The organism is Chryseobacterium manosquense, from assembly GCF_014623485.1.
In the GTDB taxonomy this organism is placed as follows: domain Bacteria; phylum Bacteroidota; class Bacteroidia; order Flavobacteriales; family Weeksellaceae; genus Kaistella; species Kaistella haifensis.
Window position 1 is genome coordinate 1,453,041 of record NZ_CP060203.1, and the last position, 21,329, is coordinate 1,474,369.

Consider the following 21,329-nt stretch of genomic DNA (forward strand, 5'->3'; position numbering starts at 1 on the left):
GGGAAGTTTAAAGATTCAATCATGAACTTTAACAATACATTTCGCTGCAAATGTGTTAATTAAATGAAATTTGAAGGAGGTCCCCGAAGTTCGAAGTAACGGATTTCAAGTTTAGAAAACCGCTGTGCATATGCGAAAATTTCTTTTTGAAAATCATCAGTTTGAATATATGCCAAATGAAAATCTTCGGGAAGCAAAGAATGGCCATCATGAAGAAGATGACAAGATAGACAGTCGATGAAATCTGTTGAAAAAGAACTTTTGGAAAATGTTTTTTCAGATTTTTTTAAGTGATAATCCTTGAAAACTTCGCCACTCCCATGATTATGAAAATTCTGAGAGAACAAAGCCACGAAAAGATAAAACCCTGTAAATACAGTAGCTAAAAAACTTCGCAGATGTTCTTTAATCATCATGTTGCAAAAATAATGTTTTTTTTACCAAATGTTATCAAGCAAAACTTTATTCTTTAAACTTGTTTTTGTAAATTTGTAAAGAAATTATTATGTATGAACAAAAGTGCTGTAAAAAAGATTGCGGTTCTCACTTCCGGTGGCGACGCACCCGGTATGAATGCCGCTCTGAGAGCAGTTGTAAGAACTGCTAACCATTATGATATTGAATGTTTTGGGGTAAGAGAAGGTTATAACGGCCTGATTAATGACGATTTTACGAAAATGGGTCCCCGATCCGTAAAAAACATCATCGGCGCAGGTGGTACCATTTTGCGTTCCGCCAGATCTTTAGAATTCAAAACTAAAGAAGGTAGACAAAAAGCTTACGACAATTGCGTAAAACACGGCATCGACGGGCTAGTTTGCATCGGTGGTGACGGTACATTTACTGGAGCAAAAATCTTCAATGAAGAATTTGGCATCAAAGTAATCGGAGTTCCGGGAACGATCGACAACGATATTTTCGGAACCGACAATACAATCGGCTACGATACTGCCTTGAATACCGCAATGGATGCCATTGATAAAATTCGTGATACCGCAACTTCCCACAACCGCGTATTCTTCGTTGAAGTAATGGGTCGCGATGCCGGATTCATTGCATTGAATAGCGGATTAGCAACCGGCGCTGTAGACATTCTAATTCCTGAAAAGAAAGACAGCATTGAAGATCTTTTTGCTACTTTCGAAAGAGCAGAAAAAGCAGGTAAATCATCAAGCATCGTGGTAGTAGCCGAAGGTGAACAACTGGGCAGCATCTACGATTTAGCAAAAGCAACCAAAGCCGGTTTTCCGGATTATGATATTCGAGTTGCGATTTTGGGGCATATCCAAAGAGGTGGTTCACCAAGTTGTGCCGATAGAGTTTTGGCGAGCCGTTTAGGTTTTGGCGCTGTAGTAGGATTAATGAAAGGAAAAACCAATGTGATGGCCGGTTTGCAATCGAATAATTTGGTCTTCACCCCGTTTGAAGAAGCCATTAAAAAACACAATGAAATCAATCAAGAACTTATGTTGCTATCCGAAATTTTAGCGATTTAAATTCTAAAAAACTCAATTAACAGAACAAAAAATAATTATTAAACAAAATATTATGTCAACAATCAAAGTAGGAATCAACGGATTCGGTAGAATTGGTCGTCTAGTTTTCAGAGCAATGACCGAGAGAGAAAACATCGAGGTAGTAGGAATCAACGACCTTATCAATGCAGAATATATGGCTTACATGCTAAAGTATGATTCTGTACACGGCGAGTTTAAAGGTACTGTTTCTGTAGAAGGAAACGACCTGATCGTAAACGGAAAGAAAATTAGAGTTACCGCTGAAAAAGATCCTAACAATTTGAAATGGAACGAAGTAGGTGCAGAATACATCGTAGAATCCACAGGATTGTTCCTGACTAAAGAGTCGGCTCAGGCTCACATCAATGCAGGTGCGAAAAAAGTGGTTCTTTCTGCTCCTTCCAAAGACGATACTCCAATGTTCGTAATGGGTGTTAACCACAATGAACTGACTGACGATGTTAAAATCTTATCTAACGCTTCTTGTACAACCAACTGTCTTGCACCATTGGCAAAAGTAATTCACGATAATTTCGGAATTGTAGAAGGTTTGATGACGACTGTTCATGCTACAACAGCAACACAAAAAACTGTTGATGGACCTTCAGCAAAAGACTGGAGAGGTGGACGTTCCGCTTTGAACAACATCATCCCATCTTCTACCGGAGCTGCAAAAGCAGTAGGAAAAGTAATTCCTTCATTAAACGGAAAACTAACCGGAATGTCTTTCAGAGTTCCTACAGCAGACGTTTCTGTAGTAGATTTAACAGTTAGATTAGAGAAAGCAACTTCTTACGAAGAAATCTGTGCAGCAATGAAAGCCGCTTCTGAAGGCGAACTGAAAGGAATTTTAGGTTACACTGAAGACGCAGTAGTTTCTCAGGACTTTGTGGGCGAAAAAAGAACTTCAGTATTCGATAAAGATGCAGGAATTATGTTGTCGCCAAACTTCGTGAAATTGGTTTCTTGGTATGACAACGAAATGGGTTATTCTAATAAATTGACTGATTTGTTGGTACACTCCGCTTCATTATAATCGGCTTTTTAACTATATGATAAGAACCTCCTAAATTTTTTGGAGGTTTTTTTTTGAGTTGGCGCGAGCGAAGCGAGCGACAAAACGGCCGCATTGCCATTGCGAGGAGTGAAGCGCAGCGAAACGACAAAGCAATCTAAGTAATTTATTAATGTGGCAATACCCTCTCCAACGCCAAAGCAGCAACTCGGGTCGCTACGTCCACTACAATCTTTTTTTTGCGCGGCGGCTTCGCCGCCGCGCAAAAAAAAGGATTTTCGTTACCATCGCTATTGCGGATTCTCGGCTTAAAACTTGCAGCGTTTTAAAAATGAAAAATTCCATAAAAATTTCTTTAATATTCGTTGGATTACTTATACAGTTTTTCCTAGGAAATTTTATCGTGAAAGAATTCGTATTTGGTGATTCAAATGCAACTTTTTTAGAAATTATCTTATATCAACTTGTCGTTTTACCTCCATTTTTGCTTGCAGTAATTTTACTACTTGAAAGCAAAAATTTCGGAAGAACAGTTTTCTACTCAATACTATTTTATGGCTTTGCAGCCATCATCATTCATCTTTTCCATAACGTTCCTAATTCAGTAGAATATCCATCAGGAAATATAAGTTTGGGAAGTCATGGTTTTTATGTTACTGGTGGCGGTGTAGATGCATTTAGTATTATCCCGCATTTTGTTCTGACTTTAGTAATTTTATGGCTGTTAAAAAATTCTTCAAAAAATGCAGATTGAGCCAAAATTTAAAGATTCCGAACATTTCAAAACCTTTTGGGCAAAAGGCAACGGAAAACAACTGCTCGATTGGTCGGGCTGGAAACCGACTTTCGAAAATTTTGAAAAATTCGCGCATCTTTATTATCAAGTCGATGAGTTGGGCGACAATGCGGTGAATGACACTTATCTCAAACTCCCCTACAATGAAGCTTCAGCCTCAGTTCAGCAGTTTTCAAAAAACAAAATTTCGGAAAGCGATGACGCACCAGAAAGTGTAAAAAAATTATTTCTGCAGATGCAGGAAGTTCCCGCTTGGTTTGATGAAAACTTAGCAAATATCGGTGCCAGATTATGCTTGAGAAGCGGAACGAATGCATTGATTATCCTTCGGGATTTTGTGCTGATGGGCGGTTACGACTACGCTTACCTCAACAAACCCTTAATTTTTACTGGTGCGTTAAAAAAAGGTGCAGTAAAACGCCTGAAAGATACGCTTGAATTCTGGGTTCATGTTACCCGTGAAGATGCGCTGAAAGTGAATTCTGAAGCCTATCAATTAATTGTAAGAACGCGTTTAATGCATTCTTACGCAAGACTCACTATTAAAAAGAAAATTGTGAACTGGGATTACGAAAACTGGGGCGAACCCATTAATTCCTGGGACATGATTGCGACTTATACCGGTTTTAGCTTGGAATTCATGCAGGGTTTGAAAAAATTAGGAGTAAAAATTACAGAGGAAGAGGAATTGGGCGTTTTTCATCTTTGGAAGTATATCGGTTATCTGCTTGGAATTCCGCCCGAATTTTTACCCGAAAATAAACAGCAAGCCGTGGAACAGCTTTATCTGTGGAGTTCTTTACAGGATAAAGGAGACTCGGATTCTGTACATTTAGCCAAAGCTCTGCTGGATGAAAATCTGGAAAACACAATTTACAGATATCCTTTCCAGCGAAAACTACTCCTCAATCTCCATCAGAGCATGAATTGGTTTTTACTCGATAAGGAAATTAATGAAAGGCTGCAGATTCCAAAAGTTGGCATCACATCGGTTTTTCCAAGATTCATTACTAAGGCCAATCAAATCGCTCAGCAGATTTTTAAACTGGATGATGAGAAGAAATACCGAAAACTGGTTGAAATTGGAAACCGGGACCAGATGAAGGTTCTGGAAGACTATATCAAACACACACCGAAAGATTTTCAGTATTAAATAAAAAACGGTCTGCAAATTTGCGGACCGTTTCAGTTTGTATATTAAGATTGCTATTTCACCATCATCTTGGTAACAGCAACTCCTTTGTCCGATTTCAGCTGAATGAGATACATTCCTGTTTTCAATCCATTGATCGAAATGGCTTCGTCACCGTTATCCTTTGAAATTTTTACTGTTTTAACCAAAGCTCCGGACAAGTCGTAAATCGCAACTGTTCCATTTTTCGCGTTGGTGTATCTCAGGTTTGCGGTTCCGTTCGTCACAGGATTCTGGGTTAGGGTTAAAGAAACTGCATTTTTAACGGCACCTGTTTCATCCGTTGCCAAAGCAGACGCATTTCCGAAGATTCGGAAGCCTCCCGGTTCAATGGTAATTGGTGCAGTAGTGCTGGAAACAGGAACCGAAGTATTATCCATCAAGTTCACCCAACTTCCGGTATAAGGGAAATCAGGAACGATATTCTGTGTTGTTAAAGTGAAATTCGCCAGAATCACTACGTTCTTCAGTGCACTTGTAGCATTGTTATTCCAGATAAATATTCTCGGCATCAGGTTTCCGGATTCTACTGTGAAAGTTTTCGTATTGAAAACTTCATTGGAAAGTCTCAGTTCCAACATTTTCGCCCATGTATCGTAAACGGATTTTCTTGCGGCGTCAGTATCATAACCCAATCCAAATGCAGTTGGTTTCGGACTCAGTTTACAGTCGCCAGGAATCGCGTCGCTTTCAGTGTTTACAGTAACACCATCCTCACAGGTATAGATGCTTTTATCAAAACCTAATTCAGCGAACTGCCAGATCATTTTCGGTCCCGGAACAGTTAGGAACACTGCGCCATAAGCTTTCTGTCTCTGCAGTGCATTGTTTAGATCTCTTGTACTGTAACCGGCGGTTGATGCCCCGAAATTGATATTTTTATACATGATTCTTTCCTCATCATGACTTTCACCATAACTCATGGCTCTTCTTTCGGAGAACCCATGAGCTTCGAAATCCACTCTGTTAAAGTTGCTGCTTGCAGCAAATCCCATCGTGTTCTGGTTATAGGCATTTGTATGTTTATCCCACATCATTACACCTTTTCCTTCACCAACACGGTAATTAGCCCACTGTCCTTCTTCAGAATCCGTTCCGAGATGTTCGAAAATAATATAGGAAGTTGGATCATAACTCCACTGTTTGTCGGCATAACCTCTTAAAATATTCACCCTATCCTGCTGGTAAGCGTTGGTACATGCATCATCGCCTGCAGTACAGTTTTGCGTAAATCCTTTGGTCAAATCCCAACGGAAACCATCAACTTTATACTCCTTAATCCAATGTTCGATGACACGGTCTACATAATATTTTGTTTCAGCTTTTGAATGGTTGAAGTCATTGAATACGCTGTAGGAATGTCTTGCGACCTGATTAAAGTAAGGATTGTCTGCCGCCGGATCACCAAAGCCGTCGCCATCAGGATCAACCATCCACATTCTTTCGATTGGACTTCTTCCAGTAGCATGATTCAGCGCGATATCAAGAATAACTGCGATACCGTTCTGGTGGCATAGATCAATAAATTCCTTGAATTTTTCAGGCGTTCCGTACGCTTTATCCAAAGCATAATGGAAACCTGTATTATAACCCCAGGAATTATTTCCGTCGAATTCCATCACAGGCATGAGTTCAACGGCATTGATTTTCAATGACTTTAAATATGGAATTTTATCAATCAGCGACTGCCAGGTTTTCTGGGTCGTGAAATCTCTTACAAGAAGTTCGTATACGATAAGATTTTCCTTAGCTGGTTTATTGAAATTGTTTACCACCCACGGATAAGCAGGTTTTGCAGTCTGAATCACGGAAACCTCAAAACTCTGTCCCGCCGGATAAGCCGGAAGATTCGGATAAACCATTGCGTTCTGATTGATATACGGATCATCGTAAGGCGAAAGAACTAAAGGTGAATAAGGATCCGCTACTTTAATTCCATCCGCAGTTCTGTACTGGAAGGTATAGATTTGCTGGGGGGTAAGTCCGGTGATTTCAATCCAATAAAGATTCGGATTTGTGGTATCTCTTTTCATCAGATAATTTGCGCTTACCGTCCAGTTATTGAAGCTTCCTATCACATTTACATAAGCTTTTCCGGGTGCGTAAAGCGCTAAACCTACCTTGGTCGGATCAGCTGGATCATAAGAAATTCCTTGTTTCATATAAGCCGGAATTGTAGCCGTTTGTACCGGAGTTGCAAGAGAAACAGTGAAAGTTTTAGTAACCACAGTTCCGTCCGAAGCACCGGTTGCAACCACTTCCATATTCGCATCTTGAGTTGCGGTATAAGGAAAATTTAAAGAGGTAGAAGCCGAAGTACTTGTATAAACAGGATTTCCATTGGCTTTCACCACATAATTTGCAGGCTGCGAGGAAGTTCCGGTAATATTAATCACCGTTCCGGAATTCACCACATTGGTACTTCCCGCAACAGGATTGGTTAAATTAAATTGAAATTTACCCACATTCAGAATAATATCCTGAGATTGAACGGATCCATTGATGGTTTTTATCAAAAATCCGATTTTAGAAAGCGGATTTGGGCGGTTTCCGTAGAAAGATTTCACGGTATTCATGGTAAACGTGTAAGTTCCCGTAGATCCTGAACTGGAAACATGGGTTAGTTTATTAGCAGCATTCGAGGCGGTCCAAGTTCCGTTGGTTGGGGAATCCGCGCTGGTGTTGTTCGAATCAACCGACCACGCCCACAAATAAAGCGCGTGCGAAGTTGCCACTCCAAAATTGGTTTCGTTCAGTGTAAAAGTTACCGTAATCGATTCGGTTTCGTTGAAAGTCGGCGGATTCACCGAATAGGAAACAGTTTGTTGTGCGATGGCCAAATAAGGCAATAGGAAAGCCATCATCAGCGTATAAAAATATTTCATAGCATTATAAATTTTAATGTTTGTAAAAGTAAGAAAATGTACCATAAAAAAAACATTCTATACAAATTCTCCGCTAAATATCATTAAAATTTAAATAATATGAATCTTTAATTAAGAAACAATAAAAGAATCGAAATCGCCTGAAAGTTGGATAGAAAAAGGAATTTCCTAAGAAACCAACAAGCTGCAACCACGAATATCAGAATGATCGATCCTGCCCAAAACCTGAAACTTCGGACTCGAAATTTCATTTTCCGAAGCCGAAAAAGCCGAAAAATCTTCCATAATTTTCCCCAAATCTTGCGTCGCAATGAAACTACAAGAATGAATATTCGCCAAATCGATGATATTGATCGCGCCGGTTCTTCCATTTTCCACATAAGAAAATGGATCTTCGGTATTTCTAATGAGAATCCGCATCCAGTTGGGCGTTTCGTAAATATTTTCACCTAAAGAATACGCTTGAGAAAGCAATTCCGTCATGGAATATTCCGAAAAAATCCGGTTAGTTCCGAAACCTTTTTGCAAAATTTTCAGCAATTCATCTTTCGTCATTTCTTCTTTTCTGCCTTTCATTCCGCCGGTTTCGATGATGAATAAATCAGGAAAATCAAGTTGTTGTGAGAACGAATCCAAAAAATCCAACAGCGCAAAAGAAACTCCAAAAAGAATGACTTTCTTATCCTTTAAATTTTGTAAAAGTTCCAATAATTCCTGATGGTTGTAAAGAAAATATCCATTTTCAGATTTACCGGATTTTTTCATGAGAAAATCAACCATATAAATCAATGAAGAATGTGGATTTTCGGAATAATTGGGCAATAATCCTAAGAAAATAAAATCTTCGGGCTTTCCGATAAATTTTGCAAAACTGTGATAAATGCTTTCTTCATACAAAGCAAAATCTGCAATAAAATGCTTGGAACGGTTCATTTGAGTAGTTCCCGAACTTTGAAAATACTGATCCGTAGAAAAATTTCGATCTAAAACCAAATGATTTTTGAACATTTCAATTGGCAAGAAAGGTATTTCGTGAATATCCTGAATTTCAGTCGAATCTATGTGCAGATAATCGCAAAATTTTCGGTAAACTTCCACATTTTCATATTGATAACGGAAAGTTTCCAAACATTTTTGCCGAAAATCGGTTTCAGTTTTTATATTGAAGATATTTTTCAAATTGTTTTATTTTTTATAAACACAATAACACAAAAGGTTCACAATTACTATATTCTGTTTTTATGACACGATGCAAAATGTACTTACTTAAAATTGTATTCCTTTTTTATAGTTAATTATCAGCGCTTTTTTTCTAAACACAAAGACACAAAGGTTTCACAATTAAAACTTTCTGTTTTACGACACGACGTAAGCTGTTTCTGCTAGAATTTGATAAAATTGTTTCAAAAGTTCATGATTAAAGTGTTCCGTTGATGACACGCCTTACGCCATTTTTGAAAAGAAAGGTATTGAAATTGATCAATAAACCCAATTTACAGCCACTCAGTTTTAGGTAAGTTAATAATTGTGCAAAGTGCAGATTACTAACCTCTTCGCAAGCTTTTATTTCGAGAATTAGTGAATTTTCCACCATCATATCGACTCTAAATCCGGAATCTAAAACGATTTCTTCATAGTGAAGTGGCATTGGTTTTTGCCTTTCAACAAAAATCCCTTGCTTGGTGAGTTCATAAAACAAACATTGTTCATAAGCACTTTCCAAAAGACCTGGACCAAGACTTTTATGAACCTTTAAACCTGCATCATAAACTATCCTTGATAATTCGTTTTCAGTCATATTAACTTGTTTCAAAAATTACTCAAAATTCGAAAAAAAAATCACAAACCACTTCGTGTCATAAGATTACACAATATTCCTCGTGAAATCTTCGTGTCTTTGTGTTTAAATATAAAACAATTTCATAAACAGCTTAGTGTCATAAAAACACATCATATTCTTCGTGAAACCTTCGTGTCTTTATGTTAAAATTAAAAATTCATCACTCCCAAATTTTCAATTCAAAATCTTTCTGAAATTCGCCATAAGTAAAATAAGAAATCCAATCGCCGAGATTAACGTATTTTGCTTCGTTTTCATTCATTTTTAAATCCAAAACCATCGGCAAATGACGATGACCATAGACGAAATAATCAATCTTTTCATTTCGAAGTTTTTCCTTGGAATAGAGAATTAAAAATTCTTTGTCCTCACCCAAAAATGCTTTGTCTTCTTCACCGGAAATCATCTTATTTTTAGTTGAAAAATAAATGGCTACTTTCATTGCAATATCCGGATGAAGCCACTTGAAAGCCCATTGCGCAAGCGGATTGGTAAATAATTTCTTCATCCTTTTATAACCTTTGTCGCCCGGTCCTAAACCGTCGCCGTGAGCCAAAAGGAATTTTTTCCCATTGATTTCAAAGAATTGTTTTTCGAAAAAAACTGTGCAACCAATTTCTTCTTCAAAATAGTTTTTCATCCACAAATCATGATTTCCTACGAACATAAAAAGCCCAATTCCAGCATCTTTCAATTCAGCTAATTTGCCCAAAACACGTACATATCCTTTCGGAATAACATGTTTCCATTCATGCCAAAAATCGAACAGATCACCCATGAGAAAAAGCACCTGCGCGTCAGATTTTATTTCATCTAACCAACGGATAAATTTCTCTTCGCGGATTTTGCTTGCCTGTGGAGTTGGAGCTCCAAAATGCTGATCGGAAGCGAAATATACTTTTTTGTGCTGTTCTAAATTTATTTTCATGGATGAATTTCAGGTGCAAATTTTAGATTTTTTTTAATAAAATAACCAAGAAAATTTTTAGTTATTATCTTCAGCAAACCATTCTCCGTAGGAATTTTCCGTTTCGTGAAGTTTCAGATAAGCAAGTTGCACCTCTTTTGGAAGTTTATTTTGAATTTTTTCGGCAATATCGTACAACATATTTTCGCAAGTTGGTTGGTAATTGCAAAAAATTACTTTGTGACCTTTTCCTTCCAAATCTTGCCCCAATTCTTGGTGTGGAGAATCACCATTTACCAAAACTGCATGATCCCAAACATCGATGATTTCGGAGTTAACGATCTTTTTGATATCGCCAAAATCCACTACCATTCCGTTTTTCGGATCGTCTAAATTATTGATCGGTTTTCCTTTTACCGTAACAAAAAGTTTGTAGGAATGCCCGTGCATATTTTTGCATTTTCCGTCGTAATTGTACAGAACATGGGCCGTTTCAAAAGTGAAAATTTTGGTAATTCGTATCATTTTGCAAAGATAAAGAAAGTTAGAAGATCGCAGGAACGATGAAAAAATTTTATTAAAATGAATTGAACAATTATAAAGTATAAAACTAAAAAAAATCCTTCCGCCAAAAAAGCAGAAGGACTTCAAAATAACAATTATTAAAGAATATAATTAATGGAACTGCGCCGATTCGGTAGAGTCTTTCATCGCGACTACCGAAGAATTCCCAGCAGTAATCACGGTTTGCAATGCATCAAAATATCCGGTTCCTACGAAACTTTGGTGTTTTACCGCACGGAAACCTTCTTTCTGCAATGCGAATTCTCTTTCCTGAAGTTCAGAATAGCCCGCCATTCCTCGTTTTTTGTAGGCTAAAGCCAATTCAAACATCGAAGTATTTAATGCGTGGAAACCTGCCAAAGTGATAAACTGGAATTTATATCCCATTTTCGCAAGCTCTTCACGGAAAGTTTCCATTTCTTCAACCGAAAGTTTTGCAGCCCAATTAAATGAAGGTGAACAGTTGTAAGCAAGCATTTTCCCAGGAAACTTAGCATGAATTCCTTCCGCGAATTTTCGGGCGTAATCCAAATCCGGATTGGAGGTCTCCATCCAAATCAAATCTGCGTATGGCGCGTAGGACAAACCTCGATCGATTCCTTGTTCTACTCCATTTTTCACTTCAAAAAAACCTTCAACTGTACGGGTTCCGGTTACGAATTTCTTGTCGCGATCATCAATATCCGAAGTCAACAAATCCGCGGCATCAGCATCAGTTCTTGCCACCAAAATCGTCGGAACTCCGCACACATCAGCCGCCAAGCGAGCCGCAACCAATTTATTAACCGCTTCTTGCGTAGGAACCAAAACTTTTCCTCCGAGATGTCCGCATTTTTTAGCAGACGACAACTGATCTTCGAAATGTACACCCGCTGCACCGGCTTCTATCATTTGTTTCATCAATTCAAAAGCATTCAAATTTCCACCGAAACCAGCTTCCGCATCAGCAACAATAGGCACCAAATAGTTTTTTCTGTTTACTTCGTCCACTTCGTTTACCGATTGAATTTGATCCGCTCTGAGCAAAGCATTATTAATTCTTTTCACCACACTCGGAACCGAATTCGCAGGATAAAGACTTTGATCAGGATACATTTCTCCGCTCAAGTTCGCATCTGCAGCGACTTGCCAACCGGAAAGATAAATTGCTTCCAAACCGGCATCAACTTCTTGAACCGCCTGATTTCCGGTAAGTGCGCCCAAAGCTGCTACAAAATCCTGATTGTTCAGTTTTTCCCATAATTTTTCAGACATGAGTTTTGCAACCGTATAATCGAGTTGATAAGAACCTCTCAATTTTAGCACTTCTTCGGCCGAATAAGGTCTTTTGATTCCGTTCCATCTTGGGTTTTCCAACCAATCTTTTTCCATTTTCTGGATTTGCTCGTGATTTTTCATAATATTTTAGATTTTATTTTTTGTTGAATTTTTAATGAATCTTTCTTTTAAATAAACTGATAAGCCTCTAGGGTTAAGAATTCTACGAACCGATCATTTAAAACAATTCCGTTGAAAATTTCTGTTGCCAGTTCAAATTTCCCTGAAGTGAACCTTTTTTCCCCGACATATTCTTTAATTTTTTGAAGTTCTTCAACTTGCCAATTCAGAATCATCTCCGGAAGAAGCGTTCTTCCATCGTCTAATTTGGCTTCGTTTTTCAGCCATTGCCAGATTTGTGTTCTTGAAATTTCGGCGGTTGCTGCATCTTCCATTAAATTGTAAAGTGCGGCCGCTCCAACACCCATCAACCAAGATTCGATGTAAAGAATTCCTACATTGATGTTTTTTCGAACACCTTTTTCGGTGATGGTTCCTTTTGGAATTTCCAGCAAATCCGCTTCTGAAATCTGATATTCATCGAATTTTTTATCGATTTGATTAGGAGAAGGCATATATTCATCAAAAATATCTTTCGCCACTTTCACCAAACCTGGATGTGCAACCCAAGTTCCGTCGTGACCATTTTTCACTTCTCTTTCTTTATCTGCGCGAACTTTTGCATAAGCAATTTCATTTTCTGCTTCATTATTTTTCACCGGAATTTGTGCTGCCATTCCGCCCATCGCATGAACGTTTCTTTGATGACAAACTTTGATTACCAACTTTGAATATGCGCTCATAAAAGGAGTAGTCATCGTCACTTGATCGCGATCCGGAACTAGAAATTCTGGTAGATTTCTAAACTTTTTAATGTAAGAAAAAATATAATCCCATCTTCCACAATTCAGTCCGGAGCTGTGTTCTTTGAGTTCAAATAAAATTTCATGCATTTGAAAAGCCGCAGTAATCGTCTCAATTAGAACCGTTGCTTTAATCGTTCCACGCGGAATTTTCAGATAATCCTGAGAAAAATTAAACACATCATTCCACCATTTTGCTTCGTTATAATGCTCCAATTTTGGGAGATAAAAATAAGGTCCGCTTCCGTTTTCAATCAGTTGATTTGCATTTCTAAAGAAGAAAATCCCGAAGTCAATTAAAGAACCAGAAGCATTTTTCCCATTAATTTTAATATTTTTTTCTTCCAAATGAAGACCTCTCGGCCTAACCAAAAGCGTTGCTAATTCTTCATTAAGTGAATATTTTTTTCCATTTTCATTTTCAAAACTGATGGTTCGGTTTACCGCTTCGGAAAGGTTAAGTTGTCCCTCCATACAGTTTTTCCAAGTCGGCGAATTGCTGTCTTCAAAATCTGCCATGAAAGCCGAAGCTCCCGAATTTAGCGCATTAATAATCATTTTTCTTTCTACCGGACCAGTAATTTCTACTCGTCGATCCATCAAATCTTTGGGAAGCGGATTGCAAACCCAATCTCCAGTTCTGATATCTTCAGTTTCAGGAAGAAATTGAGGTAATTGACGATGATCAAATTCTATCTGTCGCATTTGTCGGGCGATCAAAAGCCTTTCTCTTTCCTCCCCGAAAGCATCGTGAAGTCTATATAAAAACTCAACAAGTTCAGGCGTAAAAACTTCTTTGTACTGCTCTGTTGGAAGAATTTTGAAATGAGTGGCTGTTTCCATAATGAAATATTTTTCGGTATTGCTTTCACAAACTTATACAAAATATTTCAATTAGCGAACGTTCGCTATAAAATATTTTTGCGAACAGCTGAGATTTTTTTTATTAACTTTGTATCAATCGTATTTTCAAGAGCATATTTAGAAAGAATATAAATTGCACTCAGCAGAAAAATAATGACACAAGACGGCAACTTTATCAAAACAGTTTTCGGACTGAAAATCAAGCAACAAAGGCAGAAAAAGAATTGGTCGCTACAGGATTTAGCCAATGAAACCGGCATGTCCAAATCCTACTTGAATGAAATTGAGAACGGAAAAAAATTCCCAAAACATGAAAAAATCATTCAACTTTGCGAAAAATTAGGCTGCAACTATGATGATTTGGTTTCGACAAAACTCGATAAAGGCTTGGCTCCATTCACCGAAATCCTGCAATCTGATTTTTTCAAGGAAATTCCGCTCGAACTTTTTGGTATTAACAAAAGCAACCTCATCAGCATCATCAGTGATGCACCGAAAAAAGTTACCGCATTCATCAACACCCTTATTGAAATTTCACAGAATTACAATTTGGGAAAAGAGCGGTTTTATTTTGCAGTTTTACGGAGTTTTCAGGAGTTGTACGACAATTATTTTCCGGAAATCGAGGAAAAAGCACAAGAGTATTTCATTGAAAATAATTTGCATTCAAAACCAAAAGTTGAAGATTTTGAACAACTTTTAATTCAATCTTTTGGCTATGAAATCAGAACGATGAATTTCGAAAATTTCGGTGCTTCCGGGAAGCTGAGATCACTTTTTATTCCTGAAAAAAAATTGCTTTTGCTGAACGAAAAACTCAGCGAAGACCAGCGAACTTTCATTTTTGCTAAAGAAATTGGTTTTAATGTTTTACATCTAAATCCACGTCCCAACACTTATTCCTGGCTAGATTTTACCAATTTTGAAAACTTGCTAAATAATTTCCATGCATCGTATTTTGCCGGTTGTTTACTCATCCCGAAAGCAGCTTTGACGGAAAAATTGAATGATTTTTTTCAATTAAATCAATGGGAACCGGATGTTTTCGACCAATTAATTCAAGAGTTTACCAATTCGCCAGAAACCTTTTATTACCGATTGACCAATATTCTGCCGCCGGAATTTGGAATTAAAGATCTCTTTTACCTTTGCTTTACCAAAAAGAAACATTCTGATAAAATACATATTTTAAAGGAATTACACCTTAATCAACAACAAGCTCCGCACGCCAACGCAACCAACGAACACTATTGCAGAAGATGGATTGCGGTGAAAAACCTCGTGAGTTTAAAGGAAAATGAAAAACTAACCGATGCGCAAATTTCGCACTACAAAGACAGCGGACTTTCTTATTTAGTGATTTCAACTTCTCAGAAAAATCCTTTTTCAGACGGGACAAACCGCAGTTATTGCTTGGGAATTTTGCTCAACACCAATTCTCTGAAAAAGATAAAATTTGCCAAAAGTGATCGCATAAAAACAATCAGCGTTGGCGTTACTTGCGAGACGTGCAGCATTTCGGATTGCGAAGTAAGACAGGCGCCGCCAATTCGTTTGGAGAAAGAACTTTTCAATGAGGAAATGAGAAAATCCATCCAAAAAATCAGGAAAAATTTGTTGTGATTTCAGTGCATTATTTTTGTAATTTTAAAGCTTAAATAACTGAAAGTGAATATTCTGCAAATCCTTTTTCCTAATCGATGTCTTAAATGTAACCGAATTATTCATTCAGAAGAAGTAGTTTGCGATTTATGTTTTGATCAAATCCATTTCACTCATGATCATTTTGCGGATAATAATTTGCTTAAAGAAAAATGCACTTTGCTTTTCCCGACGGAAAATGCGGTTGCTTTGATGCAATTTGAAGACGAAAATCTGAGCCGAAAAATTGTTCATCAGTTGAAATACGGAAATCGCGAAAAAATTGGAAAAATTTTAGCTAAATGGACATTGGAAAAAACAGACCTCAACATTCTTAACCCCGACCTTTTTGTCACGGTTCCACTTCATCCTAAAAAATTGAAAAAACGTGGCTACAACCAGCTACATCTCTACACCGAAACACTTTCTGAAGAACTGAAAATTCCTTTTGATCACACTTTAATTCAAAGAAATTTCTATAAAAAAGCACAAGCAAAAAGAAGCATAAAAGAACGCGAGGAAACGCAAAACCTCTTCAGTAGCACGAAAGAAGTTTCGGGAAAACATATCCTCTTAATTGACGATGTATTCACGACCGGTAATACGATAAGTTCTGTGGCGTGGGAACTCCTGAAATATCCAAACAACAAAATTTCTGTTTTAATGATTGCCACAGATTAATCCCAAAAAAAAACCTTCATTACTGAAATGAAGGTTCTCAATTTTATACTTAAAATCGTTTATCTCTGAAGCTTTTCGCCATAAGACAAATCTCCGGCATCGCCTAAACCTGGCGTGATGTAACCTTTTGAGGTGAGTTTTTCATCGATCACACCTACCCAAATTTTAGCATTCGGATATTCATTTTGAATCGTTTCAACGCCTTGTCGGGAAGCGATTGCTGCCACAATATGAAGCTGGGTTGGTTTGCCGTGATTTAACAAATCTTTGATGGCCTCGATTAAACTTGCGCCGGTTGCCAACATCGGATCTGCGACAATCAAAGGTCTCCCATCTATATTCGGACAAGTAAGATAATCTTGTTTGATAGAAAAATAGTCGTTTGCATCGTGCTTTCGGTAAGCTGCAACGAACCCACAATCTGCTTTATCAAGATAATTTAAAATTCCTTGAAATAAAGGAACTCCAGCTCTTAAGATCGTTGTAATCACCGGCTGAACAGCGATTTCTTTAACTTTAATAAGATCCAGAGGCGTGGTAATTTCTATTTCTTTCTGTTCTAAACCTTTGCTGATTTCAAAAGCAGCAATTTCTCCGATTCTTTCCATATTTCTACGGAATTTCATTCGGTCGTTTTGCACTTCTACATTTCGCAATTCATTAATCCAGGTATTCACAAGTGAGAATTGATCGGATAAAACAGTAATCATAGCAATTATTTATGTGGTAAAGTTCGGGAAAAATTCATTTAATAAAAAACCTTTCAGAAAAAAAACTGAAAGGCTGTGAAATTTTATTTTTGTCGGAAATACACCTCAATTGGGACTCCGGTAAAACCAAAATGTTTTCTCAATTGGTTTTCGGTGAACCTTTTGTAAGATTCTTTTACATACTGCGGAAGGTTGCAGAAAAAGACAAATTGTGGACTCGGCGTTGGAAGTTGTACACAATATTTTATTTTTACATACTTTCCTTTGATTGCCGGCGGTGGCGTTTGCTCGAAAACAGGCAACATCACCTCGTTTAGTTTTGAAGTTTTGATTTTTTTAGCACGGTTTTCATACACTTCCATCGCAACTTCTACTGCTTTCAGAATTCTTTGCTTGGTTAAAGCCGAAATAAACAGGATTGGCACGTCGGTAAATTGCCCAATTCTTTCTTTGATCTGGTTTTCGAAATCACGGGTCGAATTGGTACTTTTATCTTCAACAAGATCCCATTTATTCACCAAAATTACGATTCCTTTTCTGTTTTTCTGTGCCAATCCGAAGATATTCATATCCTGAGATTCCCAACCTAAAGTCGCATCAACCATGATGATTACAACATCAGAATATTCGATAGAACGAATGGAACGCATCACGGAATAAAATTCCAAATCTTCTTTCACCTTGGCCTTTCTACGCATTCCGGCAGTATCAACCAAAACAAATTCATGACCAAATTTATTATATAAAGTTTGAATTGAATCTCTCGTTGTTCCGGCAATATCGGTTACAATATTTCGTTCAACATCAAGCAAAGCGTTGGTTAAAGTCGATTTTCCAACGTTTGGTCTTCCTGCGATAGTGATTTTTGGCAAACCTTCAAAAGGATCTTTGTATTCGGTTGTTGGGAATTCTTTTACGATATCATCGAGCAATTCTCCCGTTCCGGAACCCGTTGCTGAAGATAAAGTGTAATATTTTTCAATTCCTAATTGATAAAATTCTGTTGCAGCAAGTTCTTCTGTTGCGGAATCTACTTTATTTACAGTGATATAAATAGGTTTATTGGATCGGCGAAGCATTTCATAAATCTCCTGATCAGTATCTGTTAACCCTTCTTCCACATTCAGCATAAAGATGATTGAAGTAGCTTCATCTACTGCCAATTCTACTTGTTTGATGATTTCTTCCTGAAAAACATCTTCCGTATTTACTTCATAACCACCGGTATCAATCACGGTGAATTCTACCCCATTCCAGTCGGATTTTCCGTAATGGCGGTCTCTGGTAACACCAGAAGTGGAATCTACGATAGCTTCTCTTCTTTCTAAAAAACGGTTAAACAGGGTTGATTTTCCTACGTTGGGGCGCCCAACAATTGCAACGATATTGCTCATTAAATTTTGTTTAATAAATTAATTATTAATGGGTTACTTCAACTTTTGAAGCCCAAAAATTTTTGCAAAGATAACGTTTAAAACTTAGAAATTAAAAAATCCGCAAAAAAAGCGGATTTATTTTATCTAAAATTAAATTTGAGAGACTATTTATACTCTTTCTATCTCTGCACCTAAAGCTCGTAATCTTCCGTCGATATTCTCGTAACCACGATCGATCTGCTCGATATTGTGAATGGTAGAATTTCCTTCCGCAGAAAGTGCGGCTATCAATAATGCATTTCCCGCTCTGATGTCGGGGGAAATCATAGTGGTTCCACGCAAAGGATATTCATGATTCAAACCTACAACGGTTGCACGGTGCGGATCGCACAAAATAATTTGTGCACCCATATCGATTAATTTATCCACGAAGAATAATCGGGATTCGAACATTTTTTGGTGAATTAATACGGTTCCTTTCGCCTGAGTAGCCACGACCAAAATAATAGAAAGCAAATCCGGCGTGAATCCTGGCCAAGGCGCATCGGAAATGGTAAGAATAGAACCATCGATGAATTTCTGAATCTTATAATTTTCCTGAGCAGGAATGAAAATATCGTCGCCACGTCTTTCCAGATGAATTCCCAATTTTCTGAAGGTATTAGGAATTACGCCAAGTTCATTCCAGTGAACATTTTTGATAGTAATTTCCGATTTTGTCATCGCAGCGAGCCCAATCCAAGAGCCAATTTCCACCATATCCGGAAGCATGGTATGCTCTGTTCCTTTCAAACTTTCAACCCCTTCAATAGTAAGTAAATTGGAACCAATTCCCGAAATGTTCGCGCCCATTCTGTTCAACATTTTACAAAGTTGTTGCAAATAAGGTTCACAAGCAGCATTGTAAATTCTAGTTTTTCCTTTTGCCAGAACGGCCGCCATCACAATATTTGCAGTTCCCGTTACAGAAGCTTCTTCTAAAAGGATAAACTTACCGCGAAGCTCAGTTGCTTTTAATGAATAAAGATATTCGTTTTCATCATAATGAAATTCCGCACCCAGTTCTACAAATCCTTGGAAATGAGTATCCAGGCGTCTTCTACCAATTTTATCTCCTCCGGGAGTCGGCATATACGCTTCGCCAAATCTCGCCAACATTGGGCCTAGAAGCATAATGGAACCACGGAGTTTAGAACCATCTTCTTTAAATTCTGGTGATTTTACATAATCAAAGTTTACTGCATCCGATTTAAAGGTATAATCGCCGTGGGCATTCTTGGTAACTTTTACACCGAAATCCCCAAGAATTTCGATCAATCTGTTAACATCATGAATATCGGGAATATTTTTGATTCGCACTTCGTCTTCGGTGAGCAAAACCGCACACAAAATCTGTAACGCTTCATTTTTTGCACCTTGCGGAGTAATTTCACCCTGTAGTCTTTTTCCTCCTTTTATCTTAAATGATCCGCTCATGCTTATTTTCGGTTTTTATTATATTGAAAGTTTCTTCTTTTGTTTTGGTTATTTTGGTTTTGATTTTTTCCGTTGGATTTTCCGTTTCGGTTGGTGGCATAATAAATTTTACTTTTTTCAAGGGAATCCAAACCGGTTAAATCCAATCTGTTTTCGGAAAGGTCTTTTAAATGCCTGAAAATCACCTCATCCTGAACATGTTCTTTGTTATAAACATTATAGGATTTCTTCATATTATTCGCGATTACTTGGATTAAAGCATCTTTTTCATCGCCATCTTCCAGCTCGATGGCTTTATCGATTAATTGCAAAATACTTTTTCCGTAAAATTTAAAATCACCTTGAAGTTTTGGGTATTCCATTCTTTTGGGCTTTTCCTTCAATTCTTCCATAGTTGGAAAAGGATAAGGAGAATCTACGTCTAGATCGTAATTAGCCATGATAAAAAGATGATCCCAAAGTTTATGTTTATAGTTTTCTTCGTCTCTAAGTTGCGGGTTGCGCTGCCCCATGAAATCCACGATGGCTACTGCCATTTCGTTGCGCTGTTCTTTAGTTTCCAGTTCTTTGCAACGCTCTACTAACTGCTGTATAATTCTGCCGTATTCGGGCATGTGCAGATGCGTTCTCTTGGTATTATATTCCATTTTGCAAATATAAGAATTAGTTTGAGGTAAAAATCGGGCGATAATTTAATTTTCAAGCGTTCATAATACTTGAAAATTCCCGATTTAATCATTATTAAAGATAAATTTCTTTCTTTGATCCGGTGAAAGAACCATGCAGTTATTCGGCGACAACCGATGACGATTTGCTGCAACTTGACTGTAAACAAAATCTGTTAAAAATTGGGGAAAGTATTTCAGATAACTCAGCAAACGGTATCTTCCTCCTAAAACATAGCCAATTTTAAAGATTGCTTGTGATTTGGTGAGATAAAAAGATTGAGGTTTCCAGAGGTAAATTGTGTTTAAATCCTGAGTTTCGAGCCCTCTTTCTTTTAAAAAATTTTGTCCAAAATCGGATTGCAAAGACGAAAAAAGAAACTGATCCCGAGCATCATTTTCTAAAATCCATTGAACCCAATGATTACAAAATCCGCAATCTCCATCATAGAAAGCATAATATTTAGAAGAATCAATCATGCTTATTTTCTTTGTTCCGGAGCCAAATTATGGGTAGTTCTAATGTCATTCTCTATTTTTTTGAAATATTGAAGCACTTCTTGCTTTTGCGCTTCCGTGTATTTCGCTTCGGAATGGATTATAGTGTATGAATCCAAAGGCATTTCATCTTTTTCGACCATTTCGATGGCTTCAAACAATTTATGCGCTTGTCTTTTCGGTTCATAAGTAGCAAAAGTAGAAAAATTCAATTTTCTTCGGCCTTCATCGATGTGATCTTTCAGGAACCATGCGACAGGCTGAAAATTACTGTACCAAGGATATTTCGATTCATTGCTATGGCAATCGTAGCAACCATTTCTTATTAATTTCGCGGTGCTTTCCGGGGTATTTTTTATGGTAAGAAAATCCATTTGTGGCGTAGGCGCTGGATTATTTTTATCAATCGGGAAAAATTGGATTAAAATGAACGCAACCAGAAGAATAACGAGGATTTTTTTCATAACTTTATACTTTTAAAAGGTGAATTTACAGTAATATTTTTAATTATTTCAGAAAAAA

20 protein-coding genes are annotated in these 21,329 nt (G+C 37.5%); 6 read left to right on the forward strand and 14 right to left on the reverse strand.

The window, feature by feature from the left end; genetic code table 11:
* Positions 1–59: 59 nt before the first annotated feature.
* Positions 60–416, reverse strand: a complete 357-nt coding sequence (locus tag H0S70_RS06780) for a hypothetical protein (RefSeq protein WP_123905167.1) — start codon at positions 414–416, stop codon at positions 60–62.
* 93 nt (positions 417–509) lie between these two features.
* Between H0S70_RS06780 and pfkA the strand changes: the two genes are divergently transcribed.
* The 4 genes from pfkA (at position 510) to H0S70_RS06800 (ending at position 4,481) form a co-directional block, all read left to right on the forward strand.
* Positions 510–1,496, forward strand: a complete 987-nt coding sequence (pfkA, locus tag H0S70_RS06785) for a 6-phosphofructokinase (RefSeq protein WP_123248368.1) — start codon at positions 510–512, stop codon at positions 1,494–1,496.
* Between the two features lie 52 nt (positions 1,497–1,548).
* Positions 1,549–2,553 carry a type I glyceraldehyde-3-phosphate dehydrogenase gene (gap, locus tag H0S70_RS06790; protein WP_188322152.1) on the forward strand — a complete coding sequence of 335 codons (1,005 nt, stop codon included), beginning with the start codon at positions 1,549–1,551 and terminating at the stop codon, positions 2,551–2,553.
* Between the two features lie 310 nt (positions 2,554–2,863).
* Positions 2,864–3,286 (forward strand): hypothetical protein, encoded by a 423-nt coding sequence (locus H0S70_RS06795; protein ID WP_188322153.1) that lies wholly within the window; start codon positions 2,864–2,866, stop codon positions 3,284–3,286.
* Positions 3,276–4,481 carry an oxygenase MpaB family protein gene (locus H0S70_RS06800; RefSeq protein ID WP_188322154.1) on the forward strand — a complete coding sequence of 402 codons (1,206 nt, stop codon included), beginning with the start codon at positions 3,276–3,278 and terminating at the stop codon, positions 4,479–4,481. Before H0S70_RS06795 ends, H0S70_RS06800 begins: the two co-directional genes overlap by 11 nt.
* 53 nt (positions 4,482–4,534) lie before the next feature.
* On the opposite strand, the gene H0S70_RS06805 is transcribed toward H0S70_RS06800, so the two are convergent.
* From H0S70_RS06805 to aceB, 7 genes are all read right to left on the reverse strand, one after another.
* Positions 4,535–7,405 carry an alpha-amylase family glycosyl hydrolase gene (locus tag H0S70_RS06805; protein ID WP_188322155.1) on the reverse strand — a complete coding sequence of 957 codons (2,871 nt, stop codon included), beginning with the start codon at positions 7,403–7,405 and terminating at the stop codon, positions 4,535–4,537.
* Between the two features lie 168 nt (positions 7,406–7,573).
* Positions 7,574–8,584 carry a LuxE/PaaK family acyltransferase gene (locus tag H0S70_RS06810; protein WP_188322156.1) on the reverse strand — a complete coding sequence of 337 codons (1,011 nt, stop codon included), beginning with the start codon at positions 8,582–8,584 and terminating at the stop codon, positions 7,574–7,576.
* A gap of 238 nt (positions 8,585–8,822) precedes the next feature.
* Positions 8,823–9,203, reverse strand: a complete 381-nt coding sequence (locus tag H0S70_RS06815; RefSeq protein ID WP_123248373.1) for a GxxExxY protein — start codon at positions 9,201–9,203, stop codon at positions 8,823–8,825.
* Between the two features lie 202 nt (positions 9,204–9,405).
* Entirely contained in the window at positions 9,406–10,173 is a 768-nt protein-coding gene (locus H0S70_RS06820; RefSeq protein WP_123905173.1) for a UDP-2,3-diacylglucosamine diphosphatase, read from the reverse strand.
* 57 nt (positions 10,174–10,230) lie between these two features.
* Entirely contained in the window at positions 10,231–10,677 is a 447-nt protein-coding gene (locus H0S70_RS06825) for a 6-pyruvoyl trahydropterin synthase family protein (RefSeq protein WP_123905174.1), read from the reverse strand.
* Between the two features lie 150 nt (positions 10,678–10,827).
* Positions 10,828–12,114, reverse strand: coding sequence for an isocitrate lyase (gene aceA / locus H0S70_RS06830; RefSeq protein ID WP_188322157.1), 1,287 nt, complete (start codon positions 12,112–12,114; stop codon positions 10,828–10,830).
* 47 nt (positions 12,115–12,161) lie between these two features.
* Positions 12,162–13,739, reverse strand: coding sequence for a malate synthase A (gene aceB, locus H0S70_RS06835; RefSeq protein WP_188322158.1), 1,578 nt, complete (start codon positions 13,737–13,739; stop codon positions 12,162–12,164).
* Between the two features lie 174 nt (positions 13,740–13,913).
* On the opposite strand from aceB, the gene H0S70_RS06840 reads away from it, so the two are divergent.
* Together H0S70_RS06840 and H0S70_RS06845 are read left to right on the forward strand one after the other, a co-directional pair.
* Positions 13,914–15,383 (forward strand): helix-turn-helix domain-containing protein, encoded by a 1,470-nt coding sequence (locus H0S70_RS06840; RefSeq protein WP_188322159.1) that lies wholly within the window; start codon positions 13,914–13,916, stop codon positions 15,381–15,383.
* Positions 15,384–15,428: 45 nt separating this feature from the next.
* The gene (locus H0S70_RS06845; protein WP_228453819.1) at positions 15,429–16,082 is read left to right on the forward strand and encodes a ComF family protein; all 654 of its coding nucleotides are present in this window, start codon (positions 15,429–15,431) and stop codon (positions 16,080–16,082) included.
* 59 nt (positions 16,083–16,141) lie between these two features.
* Here the strand turns inward: H0S70_RS06845 and upp are convergent, their stop codons facing one another.
* From upp to H0S70_RS06875, 6 genes are all read right to left on the reverse strand, one after another.
* On the reverse strand, positions 16,142–16,792 hold the full coding sequence (gene upp, locus H0S70_RS06850; RefSeq protein ID WP_188322160.1) for a uracil phosphoribosyltransferase: 651 nt from the start codon (positions 16,790–16,792) through the stop codon (positions 16,142–16,144).
* Positions 16,793–16,875: 83 nt separating this feature from the next.
* On the reverse strand, positions 16,876–18,186 hold the full coding sequence (gene der / locus H0S70_RS06855) for a ribosome biogenesis GTPase Der (protein WP_188322161.1): 1,311 nt from the start codon (positions 18,184–18,186) through the stop codon (positions 16,876–16,878).
* A 150-nt stretch (positions 18,187–18,336) separates the two neighbouring features.
* Positions 18,337–19,644: a UDP-N-acetylglucosamine 1-carboxyvinyltransferase gene (gene murA / locus H0S70_RS06860; protein ID WP_088263602.1), complete on the reverse strand. Its 1,308-nt coding sequence runs from the start codon at positions 19,642–19,644 to the stop codon at positions 18,337–18,339.
* A gap of 2 nt (positions 19,645–19,646) precedes the next feature.
* Positions 19,647–20,291, reverse strand: coding sequence for a DUF4290 domain-containing protein (locus H0S70_RS06865; protein ID WP_188320258.1), 645 nt, complete (start codon positions 20,289–20,291; stop codon positions 19,647–19,649).
* An 84-nt stretch (positions 20,292–20,375) separates the two neighbouring features.
* Positions 20,376–20,789 carry a thiol-disulfide oxidoreductase DCC family protein gene (locus tag H0S70_RS06870; RefSeq protein WP_188320259.1) on the reverse strand — a complete coding sequence of 138 codons (414 nt, stop codon included), beginning with the start codon at positions 20,787–20,789 and terminating at the stop codon, positions 20,376–20,378.
* 2 nt (positions 20,790–20,791) lie between these two features.
* On the reverse strand, positions 20,792–21,271 hold the full coding sequence (locus tag H0S70_RS06875; protein WP_031504790.1) for a heme-binding domain-containing protein: 480 nt from the start codon (positions 21,269–21,271) through the stop codon (positions 20,792–20,794).
* Between the last annotated feature and the right edge of the window lie 58 nt (positions 21,272–21,329).

Bases quoted from the DNA above. Each gene is read 5' to 3' on its own strand.
- der (WP_188322161.1), bottom strand. From the start codon at position 18,186: ATGAGCAATATCGTTGCAATTGTTGGGCGCCCCAACGTAGGAAAATCA.
- aceB (WP_188322158.1), bottom strand. From the start codon at position 13,739: ATGGAAACAGCCACTCATTTCAAAATTCTTCCAACAGAGCAGTACAAA.
- H0S70_RS06875 (WP_031504790.1), bottom strand. From the start codon at position 21,271: ATGAAAAAAATCCTCGTTATTCTTCTGGTTGCGTTCATTTTAATCCAA.
- gap (WP_188322152.1), top strand. From the start codon at position 1,549: ATGTCAACAATCAAAGTAGGAATCAACGGATTCGGTAGAATTGGTCGT.
- pfkA (WP_123248368.1), top strand. From the start codon at position 510: ATGAACAAAAGTGCTGTAAAAAAGATTGCGGTTCTCACTTCCGGTGGC.
- H0S70_RS06780 (WP_123905167.1), bottom strand. From the start codon at position 416: ATGATGATTAAAGAACATCTGCGAAGTTTTTTAGCTACTGTATTTACA.
- murA (WP_088263602.1), bottom strand. From the start codon at position 19,644: ATGAGCGGATCATTTAAGATAAAAGGAGGAAAAAGACTACAGGGTGAA.
- H0S70_RS06870 (WP_188320259.1), bottom strand. From the start codon at position 20,789: ATGATTGATTCTTCTAAATATTATGCTTTCTATGATGGAGATTGCGGA.
- H0S70_RS06840 (WP_188322159.1), top strand. From the start codon at position 13,914: ATGACACAAGACGGCAACTTTATCAAAACAGTTTTCGGACTGAAAATC.
- H0S70_RS06815 (WP_123248373.1), bottom strand. From the start codon at position 9,203: ATGACTGAAAACGAATTATCAAGGATAGTTTATGATGCAGGTTTAAAG.
- H0S70_RS06820 (WP_123905173.1), bottom strand. From the start codon at position 10,173: ATGAAAATAAATTTAGAACAGCACAAAAAAGTATATTTCGCTTCCGAT.
- H0S70_RS06865 (WP_188320258.1), bottom strand. From the start codon at position 20,291: ATGGAATATAATACCAAGAGAACGCATCTGCACATGCCCGAATACGGC.
- H0S70_RS06795 (WP_188322153.1), top strand. From the start codon at position 2,864: ATGAAAAATTCCATAAAAATTTCTTTAATATTCGTTGGATTACTTATA.
- aceA (WP_188322157.1), bottom strand. From the start codon at position 12,114: ATGAAAAATCACGAGCAAATCCAGAAAATGGAAAAAGATTGGTTGGAA.
- H0S70_RS06805 (WP_188322155.1), bottom strand. From the start codon at position 7,405: ATGAAATATTTTTATACGCTGATGATGGCTTTCCTATTGCCTTATTTG.
- upp (WP_188322160.1), bottom strand. From the start codon at position 16,792: ATGATTACTGTTTTATCCGATCAATTCTCACTTGTGAATACCTGGATT.
- H0S70_RS06825 (WP_123905174.1), bottom strand. From the start codon at position 10,677: ATGATACGAATTACCAAAATTTTCACTTTTGAAACGGCCCATGTTCTG.
- H0S70_RS06800 (WP_188322154.1), top strand. From the start codon at position 3,276: ATGCAGATTGAGCCAAAATTTAAAGATTCCGAACATTTCAAAACCTTT.